The organism is Flavobacterium sp. WC2416, from assembly GCF_041200095.1.
Classification (GTDB): Bacteria; Bacteroidota; Bacteroidia; order Flavobacteriales; family Flavobacteriaceae; genus Flavobacterium.
Map to the genome: position 1 here is coordinate 1,421,259 of NZ_CP165626.1, position 26,296 is coordinate 1,447,554.

Below are 26,296 nucleotides of genomic sequence, written 5' to 3' on the forward strand. Positions count from 1 at the left end.
TGTATGTAGCGTTTAAATGTATTTTATGAGGTATAGTAATTGGATTTTAGGGATGGTATTTTTAACTGGGCTCAGTTCTTTTTCGCAAGAAAAGTACACAAAACATACCGTTTCTAAAGGAGAGACAATTACTAAAATAGCACAACAATACCATGTCAAGACAAGTGCTATTTATGAACTTAATCCTGATGCCAAAAAAGGGATAAAGTTTCACACCGTTCTATTAATTCCTTCAACTACAGTAAAAGGTAAAATTGCAACTACCGAAATTACTACCAATTTTCCTGAAAAAACACATACAGTTCTTTCCAAAGAAACACTTTACGGTATTGCTAAACAATATGGAGTTACGGTCAATGATCTATACAAAAGCAATCCTGCACTTGAAAAATCAGGATTAAAAAAAGGTCAAAAAATCACTATTCCAGGAAACGAATTAAATACTACAACGCAACAAGTAGCTGTACAACAACCAGTAAAAGAAAATCCAAAAACAACAGTTCCCGAAAAAACACCATCAAAAAAAGAAACAGAAACAAATTCAATTGTTGCTGAAACTACTACTGATGGAATTGTTCGTGAGATACAACCTAGTGAAACCAAATATGCTATTGCAAAAGAATATGGGATTACGGTTGCCGATTTAGACAAAGCAAATCCAATATTGGAGACAGAAGCATTAAAAATTGGTCAAAAGATTATTATTCCTGTGAAACCAGAAAATAGTACTAAGCCAATCGCAACTGTTGATAATAATAATAATAATAATAATAATAATAATAAAACAGTAACTGAAAAAGTAATTTTAGACCCTGTTCAGCCAGTTGTATTAGATAATAAAATAGTTGAAACTTCAGTAATAACCCGTGAAGTTTTACCTAAAGAAACTAAATATGGTATAGCAAAAGAGTTTGGTATTTCAGTTAAAGAACTAGAGAGACAAAATCCTAAAATAGTAAAAAGACTACCTGTAGGTTATAAATTGTCAATTCATAGTCTTAAAATTGTTGAACCCGTTATTGTTAAAGAAGTAATTGCAGAAACGTCACAAACCCCAGATTATAATGTTAAAGGTTTTCACGGAACTGATTTTCTAGATCAATTAGTTTCAACCGCTTCTGAAAATATAGGGACTCGCTACCGCACAGGTGGAACTACAAAAGAGGGTTTTGATTGTTCCGGTCTCATGTGTACTACTTTTGGTGCATTTGATATCGATTTGCCTAGAACTTCTATTGAGCAGTCTCGTTATGGTGTTAAAATAAATAATGAAGATGCACAAAAAGGAGATTTAATTTTCTTTAAAACTAATGGAAGAAGACAAATTAATCATGTTGGAATGGTAGTCGAAGTAAATGATGGAGATATTAAATTCATCCACGCTTCTGTAGGCGGCGGAGTTATTATTTCTTCGATAAAAGAAAAGTATTATAGTAAGAAGTTAACTCAAATCAATCGTGTTTTGTAATATAAATCACATATTAGATATATAAAAAAACTCTCAAGGCTACTTGGGAGTTTTTTTATGGAGCTTTTTTCTGCTGTCGTTACAGCCTTATTTTATTTCTTCCCTTTTTTCTAATGCCCTAAAAGGAGCTTCTTTTAGTCGCTCTTTTAGTTCAAGAAAAAGAGGGGAAGAATTTCATAATGCTTTCACTTGCATCAGGGCTATTGGTGTAGTGCAACGAAAATAGTTTATATTTTTTCAGCACTATTTATTTCAATCCAGTACCCATCAGGATCCTGAATGTAGACTTGTTGAATCCCATCAGCTCTAATGCTAATTTTGTTCAATGAACCTGCCCAATCAGAGTACGTAATTTTCATTTCTTTTAAAACATTCATAAAATGGTCAAATTCCGGAGTTGTAAATGCAATATGCACTGCTTTATTAATAACGACAGGTTCTTTGATAGTAGAAATAAGGTGTAGTTCTTTTCCATCACCTAGTGACATCCAGCGAATTCCTTCTTTTTCGGTGCGATTCGTAATTTCTTGAAGGTGCAATACATTTTTATAAAAATCAACCGAACGGTTTACATCCTTAACCGATATGGCGTCGTGATTTAATGTTAGTGAAAAGAAATTAGATTCCTGCGCCCAAAGCGAACCAGAACCTACAAGTACAAGTAATAATAAACCTAATTTTTTCATGATATTTTTTTTACTAAAGTAATAATTTTTTAAATGAATCGGGATTATTTGCTAGTATACTAGATAGTTAATTTAATGGTATTGCACTTTTATTTATTTGTAGGGGTCTTCATTTCATTTTCTTTTACCCTATAATCAACAATTTTGCGTATTAAATCATAGGGTATTTCTTTGTCAAAAGGAAACTGAATAGATCCCTTTGCACCTTTGTATATTGAAAGTTCTTGTTTGAAAGCATCTATACCACCTGGTGTAGGATAAAAACCAATATGATTTTTAAAAGCTGCAAAATGTACCAAGTTGCCATGCAGAGTAAAAGTGGGAATACCATATTTAATAGTTTCTTTTGCTTTGGGAGCGCTATTTCTAATGGTTTCTCTCATTTTTTCCAAGATAATTTGTATCTCTTTTGGAAAATCTTTGATATAACTATCTATATTTTTTTGCGCGCGTTCCATACTTTCAAATCTAGGTAAACTTCTTTTTAGGTATTACTTTAAAACATGATGCGCCAATACTTTTTGTACTTCATATACATTGACTGATTTATTAAACTGTTTTCTGATGCTAGGCTGCAATTCACTAGAGACCCAAATTTTAAGTTCGGCATCAAGATCAAATGTTCCGGCTGTTTCAACACTAAATCTTGAAATACTTTTATAGGATATTGATTTGTATTCGGTTTTACTTGCGGTTAAACCTTGTTTGTCCACTAGAATTAGTCGTTTGGTGGTAAAAATAAAAGTGTCTCGAATGAGTTTAAAACCCATTTCTATTTCTTCTCCATCAATTAAAAGTTGACCGTATTCTTTCATTAATTGTTCTTGGCTTACAGTTCCTGCATTACCCAAAAGCGCTGAAAATAATCCCATATATTTTTATTGTAAATTATTGTTTATTTTTTAAACTACTTAAAATTGCCATTACATCTTGATCTCCTAATCCTTCTTTTTCTGCTGCAGCATAACTATTAAATAATGGATGTATCAATGGAGAATCTAGTCCCGCTTCTTTGGCTAATCGTAAATCTTTAACTAGATGTTTCAAGGCAAAGGCGGCAGGGTAGGAGTCATTTAAGATAGAAGGTGCTTTTATATTGGTAATTCCGTTGCCACACGCACCAGCATTAATTATGTTTAACATGTCTTCTTTGCTCACTCCATTACTTTCGGCAAACAATACGGTTTCGGCTAATCCTTGTAGGTTGAGTCCTAAAAGGTAATTAATCGCTAGTTTAGCTGAACTTGCTACACCCGCTTCCCCTACGTGTATTGCAGTTTTACCTAAAACGTCAAATATAGGTTTTGCTAATTCGTAATCAGTAGTACTTGAACCTACAAGAATTACTAGTGTTCCATCTTGAGCAGGTTTAACACTTCCTGAAACTGGAGCATCTATAAAATGGACATTATGGGTACTACAACTGCTTGCCAGATAACGAGATGTTTCAGGCGAAACGGTACTCATGTTGATAATAACTTTCGTAGGATACTCTTTGGATAATAAACCCGTTGGGCTTTCAAAAACTTCTTTTACTGCAGCATCATTGGATAACATAGTAATGACAACATCGCATTTTTCCATCAGTTCTTGTGGACTATTTGCTGTTGTAGCACCTGCTTCAATTAGTGGAGCTTCTTTATCTTTAGTTCGGTTGAAAACAGTTACTTCAAAACCTGCTTTTAGCAAGTTCATTACCATTGGATTTCCCATGTTTCCAAGGCCTACCCATCCTAATTTTAATGTATTCATTTTTATAGCGCTAATTTGTTTTTAAAAAAATAATCTGATTTTTATTTGAGCATAGAGCTCTTCTATAAACCTCAGAAAAGAAGCACTAATTTACCGTTTATTTTTCAGTAATAAATTATAATTATTATCGTGTTTTAAAAATTTAATGATTTTGTTATTCGATATAATAGCGAACCATCGGTCTATTCTTAGAAGTTCTATCGACAATCTCAAAACCAGCTCTTTCAAATGATTTATATAACCCAATCCAAGCAAAAGAATCGGGGAGTTTTTCTTGACTGGGAATAGTAGGATACGCTTCTAATATTTTTATACCTACTGTTTTGGCATAGTTTGCAATCCCTTTTAATAGCGCGACAGAAACACCTTGGCGTCTGAATTTTTTTGCAATAAATGTACAGGGGATAGACCAAACTAATTTGTCATCAATGGGTTTGTGCACTCTGGATCTTGCTAGCTTTGAGAAGTCTTCTCTTGGAGCAAAGGCACACCAAGCAATGGGAATATCTTCATAAAAAGCTAAAATTCCCGTGGGTTGATTGTCCCACACAAGTTCTTTCATCGCTTCTTTATTTCCATCATTGCATTTTCCTTCGTCAAAATCACTTTTTTTAAGTCGGTAATACATGCACCAACAGTTTCCGCAAGCCCCATTGTTACCAAATAATTGTACAAACTGATTCCAATTCTTTTTGGTTAAAGGTTGAAATTGTAAAGAAGCCAAAAAATCAGTATCTGAAGGTTCATTTTTCATGTCTTTAATTGAATTTAAGTACACTTTATATAAAATAGAATTGATGTAAATTAGGAATTTAAATTATAAAAAATACCCACGAATACAAAATTGTATATTTTATTTTGCAATCTTTGAACCAAAAAGAAATAAATAGCATTATGAGCAAGACAAAATTAATAATCAACAAGAACGGTTCTATTAAAATAGAAGGCGATTTTGAAATAATGGATAGTGAAGGAAAAGTATACGGATTAGAAGGAAGAACAGCATTAGGGCTTTGTCGTTGCGGATTGTCATCTAACAAACCTTTTTGCGATGGTTCACACCGCAACGGTTTTGACCATGAATCAGCTGCGTTTGATTTGCCACCAATGAAAACAAAATAAATAAGTTTTGTTTTCTAATTGAATTATAAAAAAGCTGCATTTTGAGTAAATGCAGCTTTTTTATTGTGGTAGAATTATTATGTTTACGAGGGTTTAAAAAACTTGTTGTTACCTTGTTGCACGATCCAATTTAATATTAGTTATAGGCTGATAAACTAAAGGAATTTGTTCTATCTCAACATCTGATTTTTCTAATCCAAATGCTTTTTCATCACTTACTCCTAAACGTTTCAATAAGAAATAACCATTTAGTAATAGCCCTTCACGTAATGTAAATTCGTTTTCGATAGATAAAAATTTCTCAATTACAATAAACTTAAAATCAGGCTCGTTATTGTATTTGCTGGATCCGTCAGGACGAATATCTAAATTAAGTTCTTTATTGTTTACTAATTCTTTTACTATATTTTTGAAATAAAGTTCCGTTTTAGGTTGTATTCGAAACCCTACATTGATGTTTATTTTTATAACTTTATCATCAACTAATTCCGAAACATCATACGATAATGTAAAGGGGTCTTCGGTACGATTGATGTGTAAAAACCAATATACATCGGCACGTTTTGGTTTTTTAGCAAAAATAGATTTGATTATTTTATCTTCTATTTCATGTCTTCTGTCAGCTTTAGTTAAATATATTAAATGCGTTGCAAATTTTGGAATGGCATCGTCTTGACTTAATTCTGTAAGTTGGGAACTGTATTTTCCTATTTCTTCAAATTTTGTAAAACGATTGTGGATTTTTCGAGCATAATACCAAATGTACATTACCATAAAAATGAACAATTCGAAGAATAAAAACATCCAACGTTCTTTAATTTTTGCCACATTTGCTATGAAAAAAGATATTTCAATAGTTCCAAAAATGGTTAGAAATAAGATGACGTATATTTTTTTCCATTTTAATCTATAATAAATAAAATAGCTTAATAATAAGGAGGTCATCATCATAGTAATGGTAATAGAGAAACCATATGCAGCTTCCATGTGTGCACTTTCCTTGAAGTAAACCATCATTAAAACACATCCAAACCAAAGTATGGTATTGATACTTGGGATGTATATTTGACCTTTGCTGTCACTGGGTTGTCTTACCGTAATTCGAGGCCAAAAATTCAGGTTCATAGCTTCACTAATTAGGGTGAAACTTCCGCTTATTAAGGCTTGAGAGGCAATAATTGTAGCAAAAGTAGAAATTATGACACTAGGTAATAAAAACCAGGTGGGGATAATTTCAAAAAAAGGATTTCTACCATTTAATAAAGTTTCGCCTTGATGCATAAGCCAAGCTGCTTGTCCTAAGTATGCAACAACTAAACTTATTTTTACATAAACCCAAGTGATGCGAATGTTTTTTATACCGCAATGTCCTAAGTCCGAATATAGAGCTTCGGCTCCTGTTGTACAGAGGAAAACAGCACCCAATAACCAAAAGCCCTTAGGGTAATTTACTAATAAATCATAAGCATAATACGGATTTAATGCGTGTAATATGTCTGTGTGTTGCGCAATTTCTTTAATTCCAAACACTAACAACATTGTAAACCAAATTGTCATTATAGGACCAAATGCTTTACCTATGACTTGAGTTCCAAAACGCTGAAAGAAAAATAATAATGATAAAATAGCTACTACAATTCCAATAGTTAAAAAATTACCAGGAATAATTATATTTTCTAAACCGTGTACCATATTTAAACCCTCAATTGCAGAGGAAACAGAGATAGGTGGTGTTATAATTCCATCGGCCAATAGGGTTGTAGCTCCAAGTATTGTTGGAATAACTAATTTTTTGCCGTAACGTCTAACTAAGGCGTAAAGAGAGAAAATCCCACCTTCACCGTGGTTGTCTGCTCGAAGTGTAAGCCAAATATATTTGATTGTTGTTTGAAAAACCAAAGTCCAAAAAACGCAGGAAACACCACCATATACTAACATTAGGTTAATATCTCTAGATCCAATAATTGCTTTGAAAACATAGAGAGGACTTGTTCCTATATCTCCATAAATAATACCAAGTGCGACTAAAAGTGATGCAATAGTTACTTTATTAGCGACACCATTTTTTGTTGTATTCATTGTGTAATTTTTTTAAAATTCTAATGATACAAAGGTCTTTAAAATGGTATTTGCAGAATATAAAGATTTTATAAAGATTAGATAAAACGATATCCAACACCACTTTCAGTAATGATGTGTTTTGGGTGGTTTGGGTTTTCTTCTATTTTTTTGCGCAATGTTGCTACAAAAACTCTTAAGTATTGTGTTTCTGTTTGGTAGGCCACTCCCCAAATTTCTTTTAAGACAAATTGATGTGTTAATACTCGACCTTCATTTTTCATAAAAAGGGATAATAAATTGAATTCGGTTGTAGTTAATTTTAATACTTCGTCATTTTGTTTTATGATTCGAGCTCCAAAATCAATTTGTAAATCTCCACAAGTAAGAATACTACAATCATTTTGTAATTGATTTCGTCGAATTACTGAACGAATTCGTGCCAAAAGTTCGGCGTTTCTAAACGGTTTTGTTAGGTAATCAGTGGCTCCATTATCTAGTGCTTTTACAATATCATCTTCGCTGTCTTGTACAGATAGGATAATAATTGCCTTATTGTACCAAGTGCGTAATTCTTTAAGAATCTCGTGTCCGCTTTTATCAGGTAAACCAATATCTAATAAAATTAATTCTGGAGGATGATTTACAGCCATAAGAATTCCTTCTTTTCCTGTTTCGGCAAGCCACACTTTGTAGTCGTTACTTTCTAATGTAATTTCTAATAGTTTTCTAATTGGCGCTTCATCATCAATCACTAATATTTCGGCTTTATTCATTTTTGAGATTGTTTAAATAAGAGGTTTCCGTAGGAATTGTTACGGTGAAATTGGCACCAGAATTCAGATTATTTTTTAATTTTATAGTCCCATTATGGGCTTCAACAAAACCTTTTACAATAGATAGTCCAAGGCCGCTTCCTCCCGTTTTTGTGCTTGGTAATCGGTAGAATTTATCAAAAGCAAATTGAATTTGACTTTCAGGGAAGCCATTTCCGTTGTCAGAAACTGAAAAAACGCAACTGTCATTTTGATGTGAAGCTTCAATTTTTATGATTGAGTTTTTGGGAGTATATTGTAGTGCATTAGTTATTAAATTTTGAATAATTTCTTCCATTAATCCTGCATCTAGCTTGAATAATGGTAATTTTTCATTTGAAATAAAATGAATGGTATGATTGTTTTTTATGGTTGCTATTTTTTGAATTACTCCATAAATAAGTTCATTACTATCACACCAGTCTAGTTTTAGTTTTAGCATTCCAGTTTCTAATCGGCTCATGTTTAATAAGTTTTCTACTTGTCTATTGAGTCGAATAGTAGCTGAGTCAATTTCATCTAATAGTGCGTTCTGATTTATTTCTGAAAGTTTGTTTTTATTTTCTTTGAGTATGTCAATTGCTCCAATAATTGTAGCTATTGGGGTTCGCAACTCATGAGATAGGGAATTGAGTAAGGTATTGTATAGCTTTATTGTTTTTTCTTTCTCTTCTTTATCTCTTGCTTTTTTTTCGGCTTCTCGAATTTTTAAGGTTAAAACGGCATTTACTAACGCTATAATAAAATACATTAAAAACAGTAATATGTCTTCGGTATTTGTAATATGAAAAGTATAAAGAGGAAGTATAAAGAAGAAATTTAAAATCAAACCACTTAAAATAGCTGTTACTACAACTGGTATAATTTCAAAAAGCATTGCAACAATAGAAACCGTCATCAGTAGAATTAATGCAGTTATCCTGTAATCGATATATTTTAAGGAAAAAAAACAGATTATTGAAACAGTAAATACCAATGCGATGCTAATGGAAGACTGCATTAGTATTGAATGTTTTTTTGCTTTAAATTTTCTCAAGATAAAGTTGTTTTATGTTTCAACAAAAGTAATTCAATTCGTTAAATAAATAAGAGTTGTTTTTTGAGTTGCGTAGATGAAGTTATTATGATACGAAATAAAAATCAGTCTAATGATGCATTCATTAGTTTTGATTAATATGATTGGCCTTTAAAATAGTGTTAAATTGCTCTTCTTTTCCTTGTTTTTTCATTTCAGAATAAATGATATTAATAATTTTTTCGGCGTCAGTTCTATAAGGTGATTTTTGATCGATGTATAGATTGTAGGCTTTGCACATATTATCTAATCCTTTTTCGTAATCCTTTAGGTTTGTTGTGTAAACATTTCCTATGCCATAAAAAACTTCAGGATTGTTGTTGTCTACTTTAGCTAATTTCTCATAGGCTTCTATGGCTTTAGAATATTCTTTTTTATATTGATATACAATTGCGATATTTTGCAAAGGCATTAATCCATTTGGGTCTAATTCTAAAGATTTTTTATACGATTCAATGGCTTTGTCAAAATTATTTAATTGTCTGTAACTAATGCCTAAATTATCCCAAGCAAAGGCAAATTCAGGATCTTCTTTCACTGCTTTTTCAAAATATTGTGCTGCTTTTTCATAATTTTCATTTTTAGATTCTTTTTGACCTTTGGAATAAAATTCTAAAGCTTTTTTATTCTCTGATACTGATTTTGTACTTTGTTTTTCAGTTGACGCCACTTTGTCTTTTATAGAGCTACAATTACTCATCATATACCGTTCTAATTCGTAATAAGATTTTTTATACTCTTCTGAATTTTTGTTAAAATCAATTGAAATATCCACTTGTTTTTTGCCTTCTTTCTCTTTGGCATTTTTTTTCAAGTCTTTGATATTCATTAGTTTTTTACCTAGTTGAAGTGCTCCAGTTTGTTCATCAATACATTTACTAATTTCTTTTGCTACTATATCAGTAGCTTTATCGTAAACATTAATTGAATCTATGCATTTGCAGCTGTTTTCAGCCAACTCTTTCAAAAGGGTGTCAGTATTTGATTTTTTAGTTTCTTGAGCAAGACCTTTTGAATAAAAAGAAAGTATAAGGAGTAGTAATGTTAATTTTTTCATAGATTTGATTAATATTAATTTAAATATTGAGCTAATTTTATTTGAAGGCTAATTTGTTTTTTGCAGGAATAATTATATTATTTGCTTTTTGAAAATATTTCAATCACGCCATTTTTTCCTTTTTCTCCATATTTGTCAACTGCACTTTTATCTTTTAAAACATTAATAGACTCAACATCTTCGGGTTTAATTGCTCTCAAAATATCTTCATTCACTTCTTTTCCATCAAGAATGTAAAGTGGTTGAATTGTTGGATTGTCTTTTTTGTTAAATGAGTAACAATCTGAAACAATATCAATTCCTTCAATTTGCTGTTCTGAGTAGTATTTTGAGTCTATTGGATAACGAGGTTCTTTTTTCTTATTTAGTTTTACATAAAAGTAAAGCGCTTTGCTTTTATTTATTCCTAAATAATCAGAACAACCTCTAGAAGTCCAAACATTCAAACTATCATATTTTATAAGAACATCTTTTGCTTTTAAATACTTTAAGTCAACATAATTTCCATCAGGTAAATATCCTTTAAAATCTTTGGTTAAGTGAATTTTTGCAATTGTATTTAAATCTGATTTGTATTTTTGAAAAATTACACCAGGATATAGTATAGAGGCGTAGCCAATTAGATTCTCAAATCTTTCATCTTGTACAAAGCCATCTGTACATAAGTCCATTTCATCTAACTTGACTTGAATTATTGTAGCGTCTTTTTGTTTTAGATTGTCTAAGGTTAATTCGCATAATTTTATTTCAGAAAGCTTAATTGTGTCTATTTGTTGTGATAAAGATTTTAGGCTAAATAGTAATATTGGAATTGCAATTATTTTTTTCATAGGTTAGATGGAGGTTAGTCTTTTGTTATAAGATTATTATTCAATGTAATACCAAGGTATATTTAAGAGACCTTCTTTGAAATCAATTGAAACTGTTTGTCCAATTTCTGTTTCATTATATTGAGTTTTTGTTATTGATATATTTTCGGCATCACGATGGTGCCCCCAAGGTTCAACTCTAAAATAATATGTTGTACTTCGTCTTCCACTGCTTATTGATTTGTTGATTACTTTAGCCTGATAAATTTTCGGGATAGAATTGTCGAAAACACAATTAATTCCGTACGTTGCTGCATAACTATATATAGCAATATTACCTACAACTGTAAGATAAATTAGTACTATATTAGGATTCGTTTTATGGACAAGTTTATGTGTTGTTCCAAGTATAACAAGCAATAAAAGAAAACTAATAGTACCTACTTTTAATATGCTAAAAAAACTTTCAAATTCGTAATCAATTAAAACCCTAATAAAAATAATAAGCCCAGGAAATTCTATAAAGTCAGCAAGATCGTATTTCTCTTCGCCTTTCTGATTTGTAATTGAAACTAATGAAGCTAGGTTTGGTTTTGAGAGTCCGTTTATAATGAGTCCAATTATAGGTAACGAAAGAACTAAACCAAAAACTAATTTATATGGATGAGGATAAAACCAAAACCAAATACAAAGCCCAATTGAAATCCACTCCAACCAGTCAAGTTGATGAAGTGTCACTTTTGGAAAAGTTGGTTTACTATGTTGTCTTTTTTTTCTGTACACTTTCATCATCTAAAGTTGTAATTACCTTAAAGCTTTAATCAAATATATATAAATTTCATCTTCAAATCGATGTCTTGAGTGCGTTTTTTCTTGTTATTTTATCAAATCATTTTTTGGAATTCAATTTTTACTAAATTGTAAATTAAGTAATTATATTTTTGTGTTGCGTGAAGGATAGCAGTGGAAATCCTCCCGTTTTTCAGGGAGATTACTTCATCTGATATTATTTTATTTGGTATTCAGTGAATTTTATTTGAAACGGATAGCCTGACCTTGTTGCCGCACTTAAGCAGTTATTTTGCTGAAATTTTCTGTAACAAGGACACGCCAAAAAGAATAAGCGTAAGTTTTAAGGATACCTTAAAGTTTTTAGAAAAAAAGTATATCTTTAGCCAACCATTAAAACCAAAAACAAATATGCAAGACAATAACCAAGACGATTTTAAGAGAGAACTCGGCCTGCTGGACGGAACCATGCTGGTGGTGGGATCGATGATAGGTTCGGGAATATTTATAGTGAGTTCTGATATGGTTCGTCAATTGGGTTCGGCTGGATGGTTGATTGCCATGTGGGTGCTTACGGGTGTTATTACGGTGATTGCTGCGGTGAGTTACGGCGAGTTGAGTGCCTTGTTTCCTAAAGCGGGCGGTCAATACGTATACATTAAGGAAGCATACGGTAAATTAATTGGGTTTTTATATGGCTGGAGCTTTTTTGCAGTGATTCAAACCGGAACGATTGCTGCAGTGGGTGTAGCTTTCTCCAAGTTTGCTGCCTATTTATTTCCGTCGTTTAGTGATAAAAACATCCTATATGAAATAGGAGATTTTAAACTGAATGCAGCGCAACTGGTTTCTATTTTTACAATTATTTTATTGAGTTATATCAACAGTCGTGGGGTAAAAAACTCTAAGATTTTACAAACCGTGTTAACGGTAATCAAGATTTTATCTTTGGCGGGATTAATTCTTTTTGGTTTTTTTGCCGCTAAAGCTGAGGTTTGGGATGCGAACTGGGCTAATGCCTGGACATCGCAATCACTGGATGTAGCGAGTGGTTCTTGGATGCCTATTAGCGGAACGGCTTTGATATCGGGAATATCGGCTGCTTTGGTAGGATCGATGTTTTCGAGTGTGGCTTGGGAAGGAGTAACTTTTATTGCTGCCGAAATTAAGAACCCAAAACGCAATGTAGGATTGAGTTTGTTTTTGGGGACTTTGATTGTAAGTGTAATTTATATTTTGGCAAACTTAATGTATTTGGCGGTTGTGCCTTTGCAAGAAATAGCAACAGCCGAGTCAGATAGAGTAGCGGTAGTGGCTTCACAATATATTTTTGGCTCTATAGGGACCTTGATTATTGCGGTAATGATTATGATTTCGACTTTTGCTTGTAATAACGGTTTAATTATGGCTGGTGCAAGAGTGTATTATACGATGGCACAAGATGGTGTTTTCTTCAAAAAAGCAGCTGAACTGAATAAAGCAAGCGTTCCTGCTTGGTCTATTTGGGCACAATGTGTTTGGGCTTCGGCTTTGTGTTTAACAGGGAAATATGGTGACTTATTGGACTTTGTAGTCATCATCGTTTTGATCTTTTACATCTTGACTATTTTAGGAATCTTCATTTTGCGTAGAAAATTACCTGATGCTGAACGTACTTATAAAGCTTTTGGATATCCAGTAATTCCTGCTATTTATATCATTATTGCAAGTGCAATTTGTATTGCTTTGCTTTACACTAAAACGAGTACAAGTGGCTGGGGTGTATTGATTATGTTAATAGGTATTCCAGTTTATTATTTGACAAAAGCGAAAGAGTAGGTTACTATAGAGAGAAGAAGCTAGAATCAAGGGGTAAGAATCAAAAGATTAGAATCTGTTATGCTTTATAATTTGTTTTTTTGATTCTATCTTCTATTTTCTTTTTAATAAGAATAAAAAAATCCGTTTCGAAATTAATCGAAACGGATTTTTTATTAGATACAGGTTGGATTGCAATACTCTTTAAATCTAAAACTTGAACTAAAAACTAAAAACTAAAAATCTGCAATTACAAATTCCAACCTGTAAGCGATTTGCTAGTAGTACGTGAAACGTCTTACTTTTGCAATATATTTTGCCAAGCGAATTACTTGGTGGCTGTAACCGTATTCATTATCATACCAGATGTATAATACAATGTTTTTTCCATCGTTAGAAACGATAGTTGCATTACTGTCATAGATCGATGGTGCCGATGTACCCACGATATCCGAAGAGACCAATTCGTTATTCATAGAGTATTTGATTTGCTCTACTAACTCTCCTTCAAGAGCGTATTTCTTCATTATCGAATTTATTTCTTTTATTGATGTTTTCTTAGAAACTTCTAAATTCAATACAACCAAAGATCCATTCGGAACAGGAACACGAATGGCATTTGAAGTTAATTTTCCTTCTAAAGATGGTAGTGCTTTTGCAACAGCAGTTCCAGCACCCGTTTCAGTAATAACCATATTCAAAGCAGCAGCTCTACCACGACGGTATTTTTTGTGCATGTTGTCTACTAAGTTCTGGTCGTTTGTGTACGAATGAATTGTTTCTAAATGTCCTTTTACAACGCCTAAAGTATCTTCGACTGCTTTTAGGATTGGCGTAATGGCATTAGTAGTACAAGAAGCTGCAGAGAAAATATTAATTTCGTCTGGGTTGTATTCGTTTTGGTTTACCCCGTGAACAATATTAGGAACTCCTTTTCCTGGTGCAGTCAGCAATACTTTGTGTGCTCCTTTTGAAACTAAATGTCTGCTTAAAGCTTCCTCAGTTGTAAAAGCACCAGTATTGTCTATAATTAAAGCATTGTCAATATCATAGACTGTATAATCAATTTCTTCAGGCGCATTAGCAGTAATAATATGTACTGTTGTTCCGTTGATAATTAAGGCATTATTGGCAACATCGGCAGAAACTGATCCTTGAAAATCACCATGAATGGAATCATAACGCAATAAAGAAGCTCTTTTTTCAAGACTGGAAGCATCGTTTTTATCTCTAGTTACAATCGCTCTCAATCGCAATTGATTTCCTTTTCCTGTTTTAGACATTAACTCTCTAGCTAATAAACGACCAATTCTTCCAAAACCATAAAGAACTACATCTTTGGGTTGGATTTCTTCAGAAGTTTTAGCTTCTTTCAGTTTATCCAATACAAAATGTCTCGCATCTTCAAATTTGTCTTCTTCTAAAAGGTATTCGTAAGTTAGTTTACCAATGTCCAACTTGGAAGGAGGTAAGTCTAATTCTCGAACTACTTTGGCAATTTCAACGGTATCAAAAATACTAATAGGTTTGCCTACAAAATCGGCTGCATATTGATGCAAGTTGATAATGTCACTTACATTTTTGTCTAATAATTGATTTTTAAATAAAACCATTTCTATGGATTTGTCATACCATAAATCACTAACGATTTTAATTAATTTGACTCCCGCCCGTCGTCTATCTACCTGAGATGAGACTTCTTTTTGGTACAAAGCTGTGTTTTTCATACTTGAAAATTTGAAAAATTGAGTAGTTATTTTTTTAAATTTGGTGCAAAAATACCCATTTCAATCGATTTCGTAGACTATTTTTCATTTTTTTTCAAATAAAAAAAGCCAACTCAATGAATGAGCTGGCTTTCCTTGATTTTTAAGAATCGAATTAAATGATTATTCGAAATACTTCTCCATTTTTGTTGACCATTTCTAGTCTTACACTTTGACTTTCGTCTTTGCTATTTAAAAGTTTGGAAACTGATTCGATGTCTTTGGCTTTTACGTTGTCAATACTCAAAATAATATTTCCTTTTAATTCATCTGTGTATTGGACCAAATTTTCGTTATTGATAGATTTAATTTTTACTCCGTAATCCAAGTGAAATTTCTTTTTATCAGTGGCGTCAATATTTTCTAATTCAATTCCTTTGAACTCCGTACTAAAAAATTCGTTTTTACTCAAAATTACAGGTAGAGTTCTTTTACTTCCGTCTCTAATAATGGTTACATCCACTTTATCATTAGGTCTTTTAGTGTTAATATATCCAGATAAGTCAGCATAAGTAGCAATGTTTTGACTGTCTAATTTCACAATGATATCTCCCTTTGTAAGTCCAGCTTTCTCAGCTCCTGATTTTTTGGTTACATTTTTAATGTAAAATCCTTCTGTCTGGTTGATTCCTAATTCTTTAGAAACAGGGCCGTTCAATTCCCCACCTTCTACACCTAGAATTCCTCTTTGTACATTGCCATATTCCATAATGTCTTCGATAATTTTTCGAGCAATATTAGAAGGAACTGCAAATGAATATCCTACATAAGAACCTGTCATAGAAGAGATCATGGTATTGATTCCTATTAAATCTCCGCGGGTGTTTACTAAAGCACCACCACTATTTCCAGGGTTAACGGCAGCATCAGTTTGAATGAAGGACTGGATTCCACTTGTTCCAATATCTCTCGCTTTTGCCGAAACAATTCCAGCCGTTACTGTAGACGTTAAGTTGTATGGATTTCCTACGGCAAGAACCCATTCACCTACTTTTACGGAATCAGAATTTCCAAAAGCAGTATAAGGAAGCTTTTCGTCGGCATCAATTTTTAACAAAGCAATATCCATTTTAGAGTCGGTTCCTATCAGTTTTGCTTTGTATGTTTTTTTATTATTTAAGGTAATTTCAATTTCTGAGGCATCTTTAATTACGTGATTGTTGGTCACAATATAACCATCTTCTGAAATTATTACTCCAGATCCTGTTCCTACTTGCTCCTGGGTTTGCCCTCCTTTGTACCCGTAATAATATTCCAGCATAGGATTAGTAACGGTTTTGTATGAAACATTTTTTACATGGACTACAGAGTGAATTGTTTTCTCTGCCGCATCGGTAAAATCAAGTACATCTGGGGATAGGCCTACATTTTTGGTAAATGAGTTGTTTGCAAGGGTAGTTATGGAATGATTTGAGTTGGAAAAATAACCATTAGTGTCAAATAATAATTTGTAAGCCCCTAATGTTATGGCTCCGCTAAGCAGAGACACCAGTAATAGGTGTGAATATTTTTTCATAATAGAGTGTGTTTTACGTTATTTGTCTAGTAAAAATAAAGCTATTTTAGATTGTTAAAAAACAGTTTAACGCTCTTTAACAATGATTAACATTTCATTAATAGTTCGTACTTTTGTGAAACACAATTAAAAAAATAATGCAAATAGAATTTTATAAATACCAAGGAACCGGAAATGATTTTGTAATGATTGATAATCGTTCGAATACTTTTCCAAAAGAAAATATACAGTTGATTGCTCATTTATGTGACAGGCGTTTTGGAATTGGCGGAGATGGACTTATTTTATTAGAAAATGATCCTGAAGCCGATTTTAAAATGGTGTATTACAACTCAGATGGGAATCAAAGTACTATGTGTGGTAATGGAGGAAGATGTTTAGTGGCTTTCGCCCAACAGCTAAAGGTCATTAAAAACGATGCTACTTTTAACGCTATAGATGGTTTACATCATGCAAGTGTAGCAGAAGACGGAATTGTATCATTACAAATGATTGATGTTTTAGAGATCAAAGAAACTCCTGATTATTCTTTCCTGAATACAGGATCTCCACATCATGTTCAGTTAGTAGAGGACTTAGAACATTATAATGTAAAAGAAAATGGTGCTGCAATTCGATACGGTGATTTATATGGAAAAGCGGGTAGTAATATCAATTTTGTAAATAAAATTGATGATACTACTTTTTCGGTCCGTACTTATGAACGAGGAGTTGAAGATGAAACATTAGCTTGTGGAACTGGTGTGACTGCGGTTGCAATTGCGATGAATGCCAAAGGAGTTACTGATGCTACAACTATCGATTTGAATGTGGAAGGTGGAAAACTAGCCGTTTCTTTTGATAAAAAGAACAATGTATATACTAATGTTTTTCTAATAGGACCAGCCAAATTTGTTTTTAAAGGTGTTATTGAAATTTAATAAAAGCCTAAAACTTCAACTCACAAAATTTGTATGATAACTCTAAAAGGCGAAAATATATACATCCGCGCATTGGAACCTAATGATTTAGAGTTCATCTATGCCATTGAGAATGATCAGCGTATTTGGGAAGTAAGCAACACGCAAACTCCTTACAGTCGATTTTTAGTGAAGCAATACTTGGAGAATGCGCATCAAGATATTTATGAAGCCAAGCAATTGCGTTTGGCCATATGTCAAGACCAAGACTTTCCTGCATTGGGATTAATCGATTTATTTGATTTTGATCCAAAGAATAATAGAGCAGGAGTAGGGATTGTAATTCAAGGGCAGGAAAATCGAAAACAGAACATTGGGTCCGAAGCTTTGGAGCTTTTAATTCAGTATTCATTTCACCATTTAAATTTACATCAATTATATGCAAATATTGGGACTGAAAATAAATCTAGTATCGCTCTTTTTACTAAATTTGGATTCCAAAATATAGGTACAAAAAAAGATTGGAATCTGGTGAATGGTGTTTACAAAGACGAAGCCGTTTTTCAATTAATCAATAATCAACTTTAATATTTAAGTTTTGAATTTTAAAAAATATATTACCATCGCAGCTGTTGTTTTAGTAAGTGGATTAATCATTTACGGTTTTGTTTTGATGAGCCAAATTTTTGCTGCTAACACTAAGTTTTCAGATAAAGAAGTTTATGTTCATATCCCAACAAATGCAACGTATACTGATGTCAAAAAAATATTGGCAGATTATGTCGTAAATATCGACCGTTTAGAAATGGTAGCCAGTAAAATGAGTTATCCTGAAAATGTAAAATCGGGACGTTTTCTTTTTACTAAAGGGATGAATAGTTATGAATTAGTCAAATCTTTAAGAAGTAATGTTCCTGTAAAGTTGGCTTTTAATAATCAAGAGCGAGTGGAAAATCTTGCTGGTCGAGTAGGATCCCAAATTGAGGCGGACAGTTTATCATTATTAACTTCATTTAAAGATTCTATCTTCTTGAAAGAAAACGGATTTAATGAAGATAATGTTTTGGCCATGTTTATTCCTAATACCTATGAAACGTATTGGAACACATCTGCAGAGAAGTTTCGAGATAAGATGATTAAAGAATACCGTAATTTTTGGAATAAAGAAAGAGTTGCTAAAGCAGAAAAACAAGGTTTAAACCCAATTGAAGCTACAATTTTAGCTTCTATCGTACATAAAGAATCGGTTAAAAAAGATGAAAGACCAAGAATTGCAGGAGTTTACTTAAACCGTTTGCGATTGGGCATGCCGCTTCAAGCGGATCCCACAGTAATTTTTGCTATCAAGAAAAAAGACGATGACTTTAATCAAGTAATTAAAAGAGTGTTTTTTAAAGACTTGACTATGTCTTCTCCTTATAATACCTATGTCAATATTGGACTTCCTCCTGGTCCTATTGCAATGCCCGACATTACAGCTCTAGAAGCAGTATTGGATCCAGAAAAGAATGATTTTATTTATTTTTGTGCTAGTGTAGAACGTTTTGGATACCATGAATTTGCTGCGACTTTGCCTGAGCATAATAAAAATGCTAAAAAATATTCGGATTGGATCAACAGCCAAGGAGTAAAAAGATAGGTTTGAAATATAAAGCTATTTTTTTTCTGATGTTTTTTTTGGTAAGTGGACTGCGTGATGCAGATGCTCAAAGTAAATTCGATCGTTTTTTAAAACCTTCGGACACTTTAAATATAAAAAGACAAAATACAGTTATTCTTTCAGAATCAATATTGGCCTCTGCAGCATTAGTAGGCCTAAACCAGCTATGGTATGCCGATTATCCAAGATCTAATTTTCATTTTATAAATGATAATGCGGAATGGCTTCAAATGGATAAAATAGGACATTTCTATTCTTCGTATCAATTGGGAAGGATGGGAAGTGAAATGCTACAATGGAGTGGAGCTAGTAAAAAGAAGCAATTGCTATATGGTGCTGGTTTAGGATTTGCATTTTTAACGGCTGTTGAGGTTTTAGATGGCTATTCTTCTGAATGGGGAGCATCACCTGGAGATGTTATAGCAAATGCTTCTGGAACGGCTTTATATGTTTCCCAAGAGTTATTATGGAATGAACAACGTATTATACCAAAATTCTCTTTTCACACCACACAATTTGCCCAATATAGGCCCAACGTTTTAGGAAGCAACTTAGCGGAGCAGATCCTTAAAGATTATAACGGTCAAACGTATTGGCTTTCGGTTAATTTATATTCTTTTTCCAAAGGTTCTAAAATACCAAAATGGCTCAATCTCGCAATGGGTTATGGAGCGGATGGAATGGTGAGTGGAAATAGCGAAAATTCTGATAAATTACTCCTTCCGAAAACAGAGAGATTCAGACAGTTTTATTTGAGTTTTGACGTTGACCTGACGAAAATTGAAACAAAATCTCATTTTTTGAAGACTTTTTTTTCTGTTTTTAATACGCTTAAAATTCCAGCTCCAACGATTGAATACTCAGTTAACGAGGGTTTTAGAGGACGAATTTTATATTTTTAAAAATTTAATAGGTTGATTTTCAGCTTTATAAAATTTATTGTATCTTTGCACGCAGAAATTTCTTAACGGGACAGCGTTTTGAAGAAAAACAATTTATGGTAAAGAAGTGGTATTTTTATACAAGTTTGGCGATTATTATAGCCTTTTTAAGTGCGGGTTTTAAACCTCTTAAAATAGAAAAAAATGATTGGTTTCTAATAAAAAACACGGATGGAACACGATACTTATATCCATCCATAGAACAAGAAGATTATATCAATTTAAATTTCCCTTTTACTGGAAATTTATTTATTGGTTTTAAGGAAGCACTTGGTTTCAAAGAATCAGAAGGGAAGTACAAAAAAATCAATTCTCTCGGTTATTTAGGTAAATACCAATTTGGTATAGAAACCTTAAGATCTGTTGGTGTGAAGGATAGTATTTTATTCCTAAAAAGCCCCAAATTACAAGAAAGAGCCTTTGTGGCACTTTTATCAAAAAACAAATGGATATTACAAGATATCATCGAAAAGTATGATGGTAAAGTAGTTAATGGAATTTTGGTAACAGAATCAGGAATTTTGGCGGCTGCACATCTTGGTGGAGCAGGTTCTGTAAGAAGATACTTTAAGCACAATGGGAAGAAATTTATTAAAGATGCTTATGGTACTTCAATTAGAAGTTATATGAAAGCATTTGGAGGATATGACACTTCATTTATTGTAGCTAATGTGAATGCAGTAGCAAGCTTAAATTAAATAATATAACGATAAAATAAAAATGGCAGCCCAATTTTTTTTGGTCTGCCATTTTTTTATTTAGCTTTCAATATTTCGCCATTGGAACGAACTAACAATTTCATTTTTTGTTTGCCTTTTTCAATCTTTAGATTATATTGTTTTTTAACAATATCCCCTTCTTCTTGAGAATATAAGTACTTATCGTTGACAATATTCCAACCGGGATAGGTTTTATATATTGAATAAATTACTTCATTAGGCAATCTTACATTTTGGTAATTTTCTACAACTCGAACTAATTTTCCTTTTTCATCATAAGTAGCTGATAAAGATCCATTTTTTGTTTCCATCAATACCAAATAGTTTTCATATCCCTCATAATCTTTCCCAATGTCATAAGCAATAAATTTTTGTTCCATATTTCTAACGTCTTGGTCGGGATGATTGTCTGGAATGTAAACAGAAAAATCAGAACCAATTCGTTTAATTACCACTGCGGGTAATTCTTCAACACTAACCTTTCCTTTTTCTGTATCTTGCGAATAAACGGAAAAAGATAGGCCTACAACTAATAACATAATAATAAATGATTTCATAATATTTAGTTTTTAAATTAATATTTATATATACATAATATTATAGGTTAATTCAATGCTGAGGTCTTTTTAAATCGTTGATAATCATATAAGTAATCTTCTTAAAGGTAGTTTTTTTTTATCTAATTTCTGTTAATTTAATCCGTATCTTATGTTAATAAAATTGGTTTCTACTTCTTTTTTTTATTAAGAATTGTCATCTTTTGGATAAATTAAATTATATTTTCTATACTGTAATAGGTATTATTTTAGGAGCAAATTGAAGCGCTATTTATTCATCATTGATGATAGTTAAAACAAAAAAAGCTGCTCTTTTTTAAGAACAGCCAAATGATTTTATATTTTTTAAACTTAGATACCTGCAATAATTTTACCGTCTGGATGAACCGTTAATTTACGTGTTTCATTTCCTTTTTTAATTTTTAAATGATATTGTTTTTTTTGAATATCTCCTTCTTTTTGTGAGTATAAATATTTATCATTTACAATCTGCCATCCAGGATAGTTTTTGTAAACAGAGAAAATTACTTTACTAGGTAGCTTTACATTCTTGTAATTTTCCACCACACGAATTAATTTCCCTTTTTCATTATATGTTGCTGCCAATGAGCCATCTTTTACTTCCATTACGACTAAATATGTTTCATAACCTTCATAGTCTTTACCCAAGTCGTAAGCAATAAATTCATCTTCAAGTTTCCTAATGGTATTGTCAGGATTACGGTCTGGTAAATAAACTGAAAAATCTGTTCCTGCACTTTTGATAACAACTGCTGGTAAATTTTCTACTTTATAACTTACATCTTCAGTATCATCATTCATTATATCCTGTGAATAGGACAAACTTGTTATTCCAAATGCAAACATGGCAATAATATACGCTTTCATAATAGTTGATTTTTAATTGATTAATAATTAGTAGTAGAATTAAATTAGTAAGGCTTGTTGTTTTCTTCCCCTTTTTATTAGTATAATTTAATCTACACTTTTTAATAAAATAACAGTTAAGACTTGGAGCATACAATTAGTTCAGTTGCCTAATTAGGTAAAGTTATTTATTTTTTTAGTACTTGATAGTTAAGGTTTTACGTAAATTTTGTTAATAATAGAAGTCTGTATTGCCATATATTTAATAGGAAGGGTTCCTTTTTTTTAATTAGATAAAATACGCTTTAAAATAAAAAACACCAACATAAAGTTGGTGTTTTACTATTATATGATTTATCTATTATTATTATTATTATTTATTACCCTATCAGAATTTCTAATATTTTAATAGCAGCTTCGCTAATTTTTGTCCCAGGTCCAAATACAGCTACTGCACCAGCATCAAATAAAAATTGATAATCTTGTGCCGGAATCACACCACCTACGACTACCATTATATCTTCACGACCATATTTTTTAAGCTCTTCTATCACTTGTGGAACTAGAGTTTTGTGGCCTGCAGCCAATGAGGAAACACCAAGAATATGTACATCATTTTCTATGGCTTGTTTTGCAGCTTCGGCAGGAGTTTGAAATAACGGACCAATATCCACATCAAAACCTACATCAGCGTAACCTGTGGCTACTACTTTTGCACCGCGATCGTGCCCATCTTGTCCCATTTTGGCAATCATGATTCTAGGACGACGACCTTCTTGTTTGGCAAAGGTATCGGCTAGCTGTTTTGCTTTTTCAAAACTTTTATCGTCTTTAATTTCTTTACTATACACGCCACTAAAGGATTTAATTTGTGCTTTATACCTTCCAAAAACAGTTTCTAAGGCATCACTAATTTCGCCTAGCGTAGTTCTGTTTCTTGCAGCTTCTACTGCGATTTCCAGTAAATTGCCTTCACCAGTTTGAGCACAAAGGATTAATTTTTTAATTGATTCTTGTACCTTATTAGTATCTCTTGTTGCTTTTATACGATCGAGTTGTTCCAATTGTTGCTTTCGCACCATCTGGTTATCGACATCTAGAATTTGTAAAGGATCTTCTTTGTCCAAGCGGTATTTGTTGACCCCTACAATTATGTCCTGTCCACTATCAATGCGGGCTTGTTTTCTAGCCGCTGCTTCTTCTATTCTTAGTTTAGGAATCCCTGCTTCAATCGCTTTGGTCATTCCTCCCAATTCTTCTACTTCTTCAATAAGTTTCCAAGCACTTTGGACAATCTCATCGGTCAAGCTTTCTACGTAATAACTACCTGCCCATGGATCTACAGTTTTTGTAATTTTGGTTTCTTCTTGTAAAAATATTTGTGTATTTCGAGCAATTCTTGCCGAAAAATCAGTTGGCAAAGCAATCGCTTCATCCAAAGCATTAGTATGTAGTGATTGTGTTCCTCCAAAAGCGGCTGCCGATGCTTCAATACACGTACGCGCTACATTATTAAAAGGATCTTGTTCTGTTAAACTCCAGCCACTTGTTTGGCAATGGGTTCTTAATGCTAATGATTTATCATCTTTTGGATTAAACTGTTTTACTAGTTTGGCCCATATCATTCGTCCAGCACGCATTTTAGCAATTTCCATGAAGTGATTCATTCCAATCGCCCAGAAAAAAGATAAACGAGGGGCAAACTCATCAATTTTCATTCCCGTTGCTAGTCCAGTGCGAATGTATTCCAATCCATCAGCCAATGTGTAAGCCAATTCAATATCGGCAGTAGCACCTGCTTCTTGCATGTGATATCCCGATATAGATATCGAGTTGAATTTTGGCATTTTCTTGCTTGTAAATTCAAAAATATCGGCAATGATTTTCATGGATGGAGTTGGTGGGTAGATGTAAGTGTTACGCACCATAAACTCTTTTAGAATATCATTTTGTATCGTTCCTGAAAGTAATTCAGGTTTTACCCCTTGTTCTTCGGCTGCCACAATGTAAAAAGCCATAATGGGTAATACTGCACCATTCATAGTCATGGAAACTGACATTTCATCCAATGGAATTTGATCGAATAATACTTTCATATCCTCAACCGAATCTATTGCCACACCCGCTTTTCCTACATCTCCCACAACACGTTCATGGTCTGAATCATATCCGCGATGCGTGGGTAAATCAAATGCGATGGATAATCCTTTTTGACCAGCAGCAAGATTTCGTCTGTAAAAAGCATTACTTTCCTCTGCAGTTGAAAAACCGGCATATTGACGAATTGTCCATGGTCTGCGCACATACATCGTAGTGTATGGTCCGCGCAAATTTGGCGCAAAGCCAGCTCCAAAATCTAAATGCGCTAGATTTTCAATATCCTTTTCAGAATAGGTTGGTTTGAGTTCGATTCCCTCTGCCGTTAAGAAATTTTCTGACGATGAATTTTGAGGGTCATCATTTGTCTTTTTACTTTCTAATTTAATATGTTTGAGGTCATTTCTTATCATTTTGACTCTAATTTTTATGCGTTTTTAATTGATTCCTTTTATTGAAAAATTACTCTAATGCGAGACGTTCCTGTTCCGTTTTCTCGGCAAGGCGTTTTTCTATAATAGGGGTTATCAACGTTTTTCTTGGATTGATTTTTACAAATGGATAAAGTTCTAAATCCTGTTTCATGTGATCTTCTTTGTTTGGGTATTTATTGGTACCTAACAATACTTCTTTTCCTGAGTCAAAAAGATCTTGCTCTTTATCAGCACTTTCCTGAATTTTTCTTTTAATGATTCCTTCATTCAATTGTTTTAGAAAACCACCATTGGATTCGATGTCTTTAAACAAAGTCAACGATTTTTCGGCCAGTTGATTGGTGAGTGTTTCTATATAATAACTTCCATCAGCGGGATTATTTACTTTATCAAAATAGCTTTCATTTTTTAATACTAACAGCTGATTTCGAGCAATGCGATCTCCAAACTCATTGTCTTTATGGTACAAAGAATCATAAGGTAAGTTAGCAATAGTATCCGCACCACCAATAATTGCCGACATACATTCGGTTGTGGTACGTAACATGTTTACATTATAATCATAAATGGTTTTGTTTCGTTTTGTGGGTGTAACAAAGAGATGACAATCTAAGTTGTGATTATATTCTTTTGCAATTAGCTTAAATAAAAGGCGTAGTGCACGTAGTTTTGCAATTTCAAAAAAGTAATTGGTACCTACTGCAACTTCAAAAACGATGGGTTGATTGATAATAGGAATCCTATTAAAATATTCATTGGCATGCGCTAAACTATAAGCAATTTGCTGTACCATATTGGCACCTGCATTTTGATATAAACTAGTGTCAATGCTTAATACCGAATGATTTGGTACGGCAGTAGTAATTAAATTGAGCGTATCAAAATTGGTTTTATCCTTAGTTGTAAACCAGTTTCCGTCTTTGGCTAATTGTCCTATTGGATCTAAATTGATAAATACAACTGCCTTTTTTTGTATTGCTATTGTATTGATTTTAGCTACGAAATCGATTGAAATAAAGTTTAAATTAAAGTAAACAAAAACATTTTCTAATGGTAAGTTTTCTAAAAGTTTAGTAATGTCAATAGTATCATTTTCAATAGTAAAACGAAGACTTTCAGCACCTCTATTTAAAGAATCTAAAGCTCTTTCTATTGATTTCTCAATATCAAAAACAAATATATTTTGGCAAATTTTAAAGTTGGAAGCCTTTGTGGTTATTGGAAAAGCTTTGGTAAATTCATCTTTGTGATAAAAAGGTTTCACCTTAATATCTTCTGGAGAATTCCATATTAAGGTATCATTATAATCGGCACCTTTAAGTTCAAACTGGATTTTTTGTTTCCATTGTTTGGAAGAAACAGGATCGAAATCTTCAAATAGATTAGTAGCCATTTTAATTTTTGGTTTTTAT

The 26,296-nt window shown here is 32.6% G+C and carries 25 protein-coding genes; 8 read left to right on the forward strand and 17 right to left on the reverse strand.

Translation table 11 applies throughout. The features are described from left to right. The first annotated feature begins 25 nt into the window (after window positions 1-25). Window positions 26-1,468 carry a LysM peptidoglycan-binding domain-containing protein gene (locus tag AB3G39_RS05975; protein ID WP_369766228.1) on the forward strand — a complete coding sequence of 481 codons (1,443 nt, stop codon included), beginning with the start codon at window positions 26-28 and terminating at the stop codon, window positions 1,466-1,468. A gap of 227 nt (window positions 1,469-1,695) precedes the next feature. Here the strand turns inward: AB3G39_RS05975 and AB3G39_RS05980 are convergent, their stop codons facing one another. The 5 genes from AB3G39_RS05980 to AB3G39_RS06000 form a co-directional block, all read right to left on the reverse strand. After that, window positions 1,696-2,154, reverse strand: coding sequence for a VOC family protein (locus AB3G39_RS05980; RefSeq protein ID WP_367754833.1), 459 nt, complete (start codon window positions 2,152-2,154; stop codon window positions 1,696-1,698). 89 nt (window positions 2,155-2,243) lie between these two features. Then, window positions 2,244-2,612, reverse strand: a complete 369-nt coding sequence (locus AB3G39_RS05985; protein WP_369766229.1) for an iron chaperone — start codon at window positions 2,610-2,612, stop codon at window positions 2,244-2,246. A gap of 33 nt (window positions 2,613-2,645) precedes the next feature. Further along, a complete protein-coding gene (locus AB3G39_RS05990; protein WP_367754829.1) occupies window positions 2,646-3,026 on the reverse strand; it encodes a PH domain-containing protein in 381 nt (126 codons plus the stop codon). A 16-nt stretch (window positions 3,027-3,042) separates the two neighbouring features. Further along, window positions 3,043-3,906 carry an NAD(P)-dependent oxidoreductase gene (locus AB3G39_RS05995; RefSeq protein ID WP_369766231.1) on the reverse strand — a complete coding sequence of 288 codons (864 nt, stop codon included), beginning with the start codon at window positions 3,904-3,906 and terminating at the stop codon, window positions 3,043-3,045. A 154-nt stretch (window positions 3,907-4,060) separates the two neighbouring features. Beyond that, window positions 4,061-4,660, reverse strand: a complete 600-nt coding sequence (locus AB3G39_RS06000; protein WP_369766232.1) for a GNAT family N-acetyltransferase — start codon at window positions 4,658-4,660, stop codon at window positions 4,061-4,063. Between the two features lie 140 nt (window positions 4,661-4,800). Here AB3G39_RS06000 and AB3G39_RS06005 point away from each other — a divergent pair, with 140 nt between their 5' ends. Further along, a complete protein-coding gene (locus AB3G39_RS06005) occupies window positions 4,801-5,028 on the forward strand; it encodes a CDGSH iron-sulfur domain-containing protein (RefSeq protein WP_367771720.1) in 228 nt (75 codons plus the stop codon). Window positions 5,029-5,136: 108 nt separating this feature from the next. Here AB3G39_RS06005 and AB3G39_RS06010 read toward each other — a convergent pair whose 3' ends face one another. The 6 genes from AB3G39_RS06010 to AB3G39_RS06035 all read right to left on the reverse strand — a co-directional run bounded on the left by AB3G39_RS06010 (window position 5,137) and on the right by AB3G39_RS06035 (window position 11,634). Next, a complete protein-coding gene (locus AB3G39_RS06010) occupies window positions 5,137-7,107 on the reverse strand; it encodes a KUP/HAK/KT family potassium transporter (protein WP_369766233.1) in 1,971 nt (656 codons plus the stop codon). A gap of 77 nt (window positions 7,108-7,184) precedes the next feature. Continuing rightward, window positions 7,185-7,862, reverse strand: a complete 678-nt coding sequence (locus tag AB3G39_RS06015; RefSeq protein WP_367771715.1) for a response regulator — start codon at window positions 7,860-7,862, stop codon at window positions 7,185-7,187. Next, complete coding sequence (locus AB3G39_RS06020; RefSeq protein ID WP_367771712.1) at window positions 7,855-8,937, reverse strand: ATP-binding protein; 1,083 nt, start codon at window positions 8,935-8,937, stop codon at window positions 7,855-7,857. The genes AB3G39_RS06015 and AB3G39_RS06020 overlap by 8 nt, the downstream gene beginning before the upstream one ends. A gap of 124 nt (window positions 8,938-9,061) precedes the next feature. Next, window positions 9,062-10,033, reverse strand: coding sequence for a tetratricopeptide repeat protein (locus AB3G39_RS06025; RefSeq protein WP_369752446.1), 972 nt, complete (start codon window positions 10,031-10,033; stop codon window positions 9,062-9,064). Window positions 10,034-10,110: 77 nt separating this feature from the next. Next, window positions 10,111-10,863, reverse strand: coding sequence for a hypothetical protein (locus AB3G39_RS06030; protein WP_369752444.1), 753 nt, complete (start codon window positions 10,861-10,863; stop codon window positions 10,111-10,113). A gap of 36 nt (window positions 10,864-10,899) precedes the next feature. Continuing rightward, window positions 10,900-11,634, reverse strand: coding sequence for a hypothetical protein (locus AB3G39_RS06035; protein WP_369752442.1), 735 nt, complete (start codon window positions 11,632-11,634; stop codon window positions 10,900-10,902). A gap of 408 nt (window positions 11,635-12,042) precedes the next feature. On the opposite strand from AB3G39_RS06035, the gene AB3G39_RS06040 reads away from it, so the two are divergent. Next, window positions 12,043-13,449, forward strand: coding sequence for an APC family permease (locus tag AB3G39_RS06040; protein ID WP_367774170.1), 1,407 nt, complete (start codon window positions 12,043-12,045; stop codon window positions 13,447-13,449). A gap of 257 nt (window positions 13,450-13,706) precedes the next feature. On the opposite strand, the gene AB3G39_RS06045 is transcribed toward AB3G39_RS06040, so the two are convergent. Next, window positions 13,707-15,155: a glyceraldehyde-3-phosphate dehydrogenase gene (locus AB3G39_RS06045; protein WP_369752441.1), complete on the reverse strand. Its 1,449-nt coding sequence runs from the start codon at window positions 15,153-15,155 to the stop codon at window positions 13,707-13,709. 154 nt (window positions 15,156-15,309) lie between these two features. Further along, window positions 15,310-16,710, reverse strand: coding sequence for a trypsin-like peptidase domain-containing protein (locus tag AB3G39_RS06050; protein ID WP_367771703.1), 1,401 nt, complete (start codon window positions 16,708-16,710; stop codon window positions 15,310-15,312). Between the two features lie 137 nt (window positions 16,711-16,847). Here AB3G39_RS06050 and dapF point away from each other — a divergent pair, with 137 nt between their 5' ends. The 5 genes from dapF (at window position 16,848) to AB3G39_RS06075 (ending at window position 20,908) form a co-directional block, all read left to right on the forward strand. Further along, entirely contained in the window at window positions 16,848-17,630 is a 783-nt protein-coding gene (dapF, locus tag AB3G39_RS06055) for a diaminopimelate epimerase (RefSeq protein ID WP_369752438.1), read from the forward strand. Window positions 17,631-17,663: 33 nt separating this feature from the next. Further along, a complete protein-coding gene (locus AB3G39_RS06060; RefSeq protein ID WP_369766234.1) occupies window positions 17,664-18,197 on the forward strand; it encodes a GNAT family N-acetyltransferase in 534 nt (177 codons plus the stop codon). A gap of 10 nt (window positions 18,198-18,207) precedes the next feature. Further along, a complete protein-coding gene (mltG, locus tag AB3G39_RS06065) occupies window positions 18,208-19,248 on the forward strand; it encodes an endolytic transglycosylase MltG (protein WP_369752436.1) in 1,041 nt (346 codons plus the stop codon). 2 nt (window positions 19,249-19,250) lie between these two features. Continuing rightward, window positions 19,251-20,171 carry a DUF2279 domain-containing protein gene (locus tag AB3G39_RS06070; protein ID WP_369766235.1) on the forward strand — a complete coding sequence of 307 codons (921 nt, stop codon included), beginning with the start codon at window positions 19,251-19,253 and terminating at the stop codon, window positions 20,169-20,171. Between the two features lie 95 nt (window positions 20,172-20,266). Then, on the forward strand, window positions 20,267-20,908 hold the full coding sequence (locus AB3G39_RS06075; RefSeq protein ID WP_369752433.1) for a peptidoglycan-binding protein LysM: 642 nt from the start codon (window positions 20,267-20,269) through the stop codon (window positions 20,906-20,908). Between the two features lie 56 nt (window positions 20,909-20,964). On the opposite strand, the gene AB3G39_RS06080 is transcribed toward AB3G39_RS06075, so the two are convergent. The 4 genes from AB3G39_RS06080 to AB3G39_RS06095 form a co-directional block, all read right to left on the reverse strand. After that, window positions 20,965-21,486 carry a hypothetical protein gene (locus tag AB3G39_RS06080; RefSeq protein WP_369766236.1) on the reverse strand — a complete coding sequence of 174 codons (522 nt, stop codon included), beginning with the start codon at window positions 21,484-21,486 and terminating at the stop codon, window positions 20,965-20,967. Window positions 21,487-21,837: 351 nt separating this feature from the next. After that, a complete protein-coding gene (locus AB3G39_RS06085) occupies window positions 21,838-22,374 on the reverse strand; it encodes a hypothetical protein (protein ID WP_369766237.1) in 537 nt (178 codons plus the stop codon). Between the two features lie 359 nt (window positions 22,375-22,733). Next, complete coding sequence (gene scpA, locus AB3G39_RS06090; protein WP_369769742.1) at window positions 22,734-24,863, reverse strand: methylmalonyl-CoA mutase; 2,130 nt, start codon at window positions 24,861-24,863, stop codon at window positions 22,734-22,736. A 49-nt stretch (window positions 24,864-24,912) separates the two neighbouring features. Then, window positions 24,913-26,277, reverse strand: coding sequence for a methylmalonyl-CoA mutase subunit beta (locus tag AB3G39_RS06095; RefSeq protein ID WP_369769743.1), 1,365 nt, complete (start codon window positions 26,275-26,277; stop codon window positions 24,913-24,915). Window positions 26,278-26,296 lie beyond the last annotated feature (19 nt).

Coding starts and splice junctions, on each gene's coding strand:
- AB3G39_RS06075 (WP_369752433.1), top strand. CDS start 20,267: ATGGTAAAGAAGTGGTATTTTTATACAAGTTTGGCGATTATTATAGCC.
- AB3G39_RS06060 (WP_369766234.1), top strand. CDS start 17,664: ATGATAACTCTAAAAGGCGAAAATATATACATCCGCGCATTGGAACCT.
- AB3G39_RS06035 (WP_369752442.1), bottom strand. CDS start 11,634: ATGATGAAAGTGTACAGAAAAAAAAGACAACATAGTAAACCAACTTTT.
- AB3G39_RS05990 (WP_367754829.1), bottom strand. CDS start 3,026: ATGGGATTATTTTCAGCGCTTTTGGGTAATGCAGGAACTGTAAGCCAA.
- AB3G39_RS05995 (WP_369766231.1), bottom strand. CDS start 3,906: ATGAATACATTAAAATTAGGATGGGTAGGCCTTGGAAACATGGGAAAT.
- AB3G39_RS05985 (WP_369766229.1), bottom strand. CDS start 2,612: ATGGAACGCGCGCAAAAAAATATAGATAGTTATATCAAAGATTTTCCA.
- dapF (WP_369752438.1), top strand. CDS start 16,848: ATGCAAATAGAATTTTATAAATACCAAGGAACCGGAAATGATTTTGTA.
- AB3G39_RS05975 (WP_369766228.1), top strand. CDS start 26: ATGAGGTATAGTAATTGGATTTTAGGGATGGTATTTTTAACTGGGCTC.
- AB3G39_RS06095 (WP_369769743.1), bottom strand. CDS start 26,277: ATGGCTACTAATCTATTTGAAGATTTCGATCCTGTTTCTTCCAAACAA.
- AB3G39_RS06010 (WP_369766233.1), bottom strand. CDS start 7,107: ATGAATACAACAAAAAATGGTGTCGCTAATAAAGTAACTATTGCATCA.
- AB3G39_RS06080 (WP_369766236.1), bottom strand. CDS start 21,486: ATGAAATCATTTATTATTATGTTATTAGTTGTAGGCCTATCTTTTTCC.
- AB3G39_RS06040 (WP_367774170.1), top strand. CDS start 12,043: ATGCAAGACAATAACCAAGACGATTTTAAGAGAGAACTCGGCCTGCTG.
- AB3G39_RS05980 (WP_367754833.1), bottom strand. CDS start 2,154: ATGAAAAAATTAGGTTTATTATTACTTGTACTTGTAGGTTCTGGTTCG.
- AB3G39_RS06085 (WP_369766237.1), bottom strand. CDS start 22,374: ATGAAAGCGTATATTATTGCCATGTTTGCATTTGGAATAACAAGTTTG.
- AB3G39_RS06050 (WP_367771703.1), bottom strand. CDS start 16,710: ATGAAAAAATATTCACACCTATTACTGGTGTCTCTGCTTAGCGGAGCC.
- AB3G39_RS06015 (WP_367771715.1), bottom strand. CDS start 7,862: ATGAATAAAGCCGAAATATTAGTGATTGATGATGAAGCGCCAATTAGA.
- AB3G39_RS06045 (WP_369752441.1), bottom strand. CDS start 15,155: ATGAAAAACACAGCTTTGTACCAAAAAGAAGTCTCATCTCAGGTAGAT.
- AB3G39_RS06000 (WP_369766232.1), bottom strand. CDS start 4,660: ATGAAAAATGAACCTTCAGATACTGATTTTTTGGCTTCTTTACAATTT.
- scpA (WP_369769742.1), bottom strand. CDS start 24,863: ATGATAAGAAATGACCTCAAACATATTAAATTAGAAAGTAAAAAGACA.
- AB3G39_RS06030 (WP_369752444.1), bottom strand. CDS start 10,863: ATGAAAAAAATAATTGCAATTCCAATATTACTATTTAGCCTAAAATCT.
- AB3G39_RS06025 (WP_369752446.1), bottom strand. CDS start 10,033: ATGAAAAAATTAACATTACTACTCCTTATACTTTCTTTTTATTCAAAA.
- AB3G39_RS06005 (WP_367771720.1), top strand. CDS start 4,801: ATGAGCAAGACAAAATTAATAATCAACAAGAACGGTTCTATTAAAATA.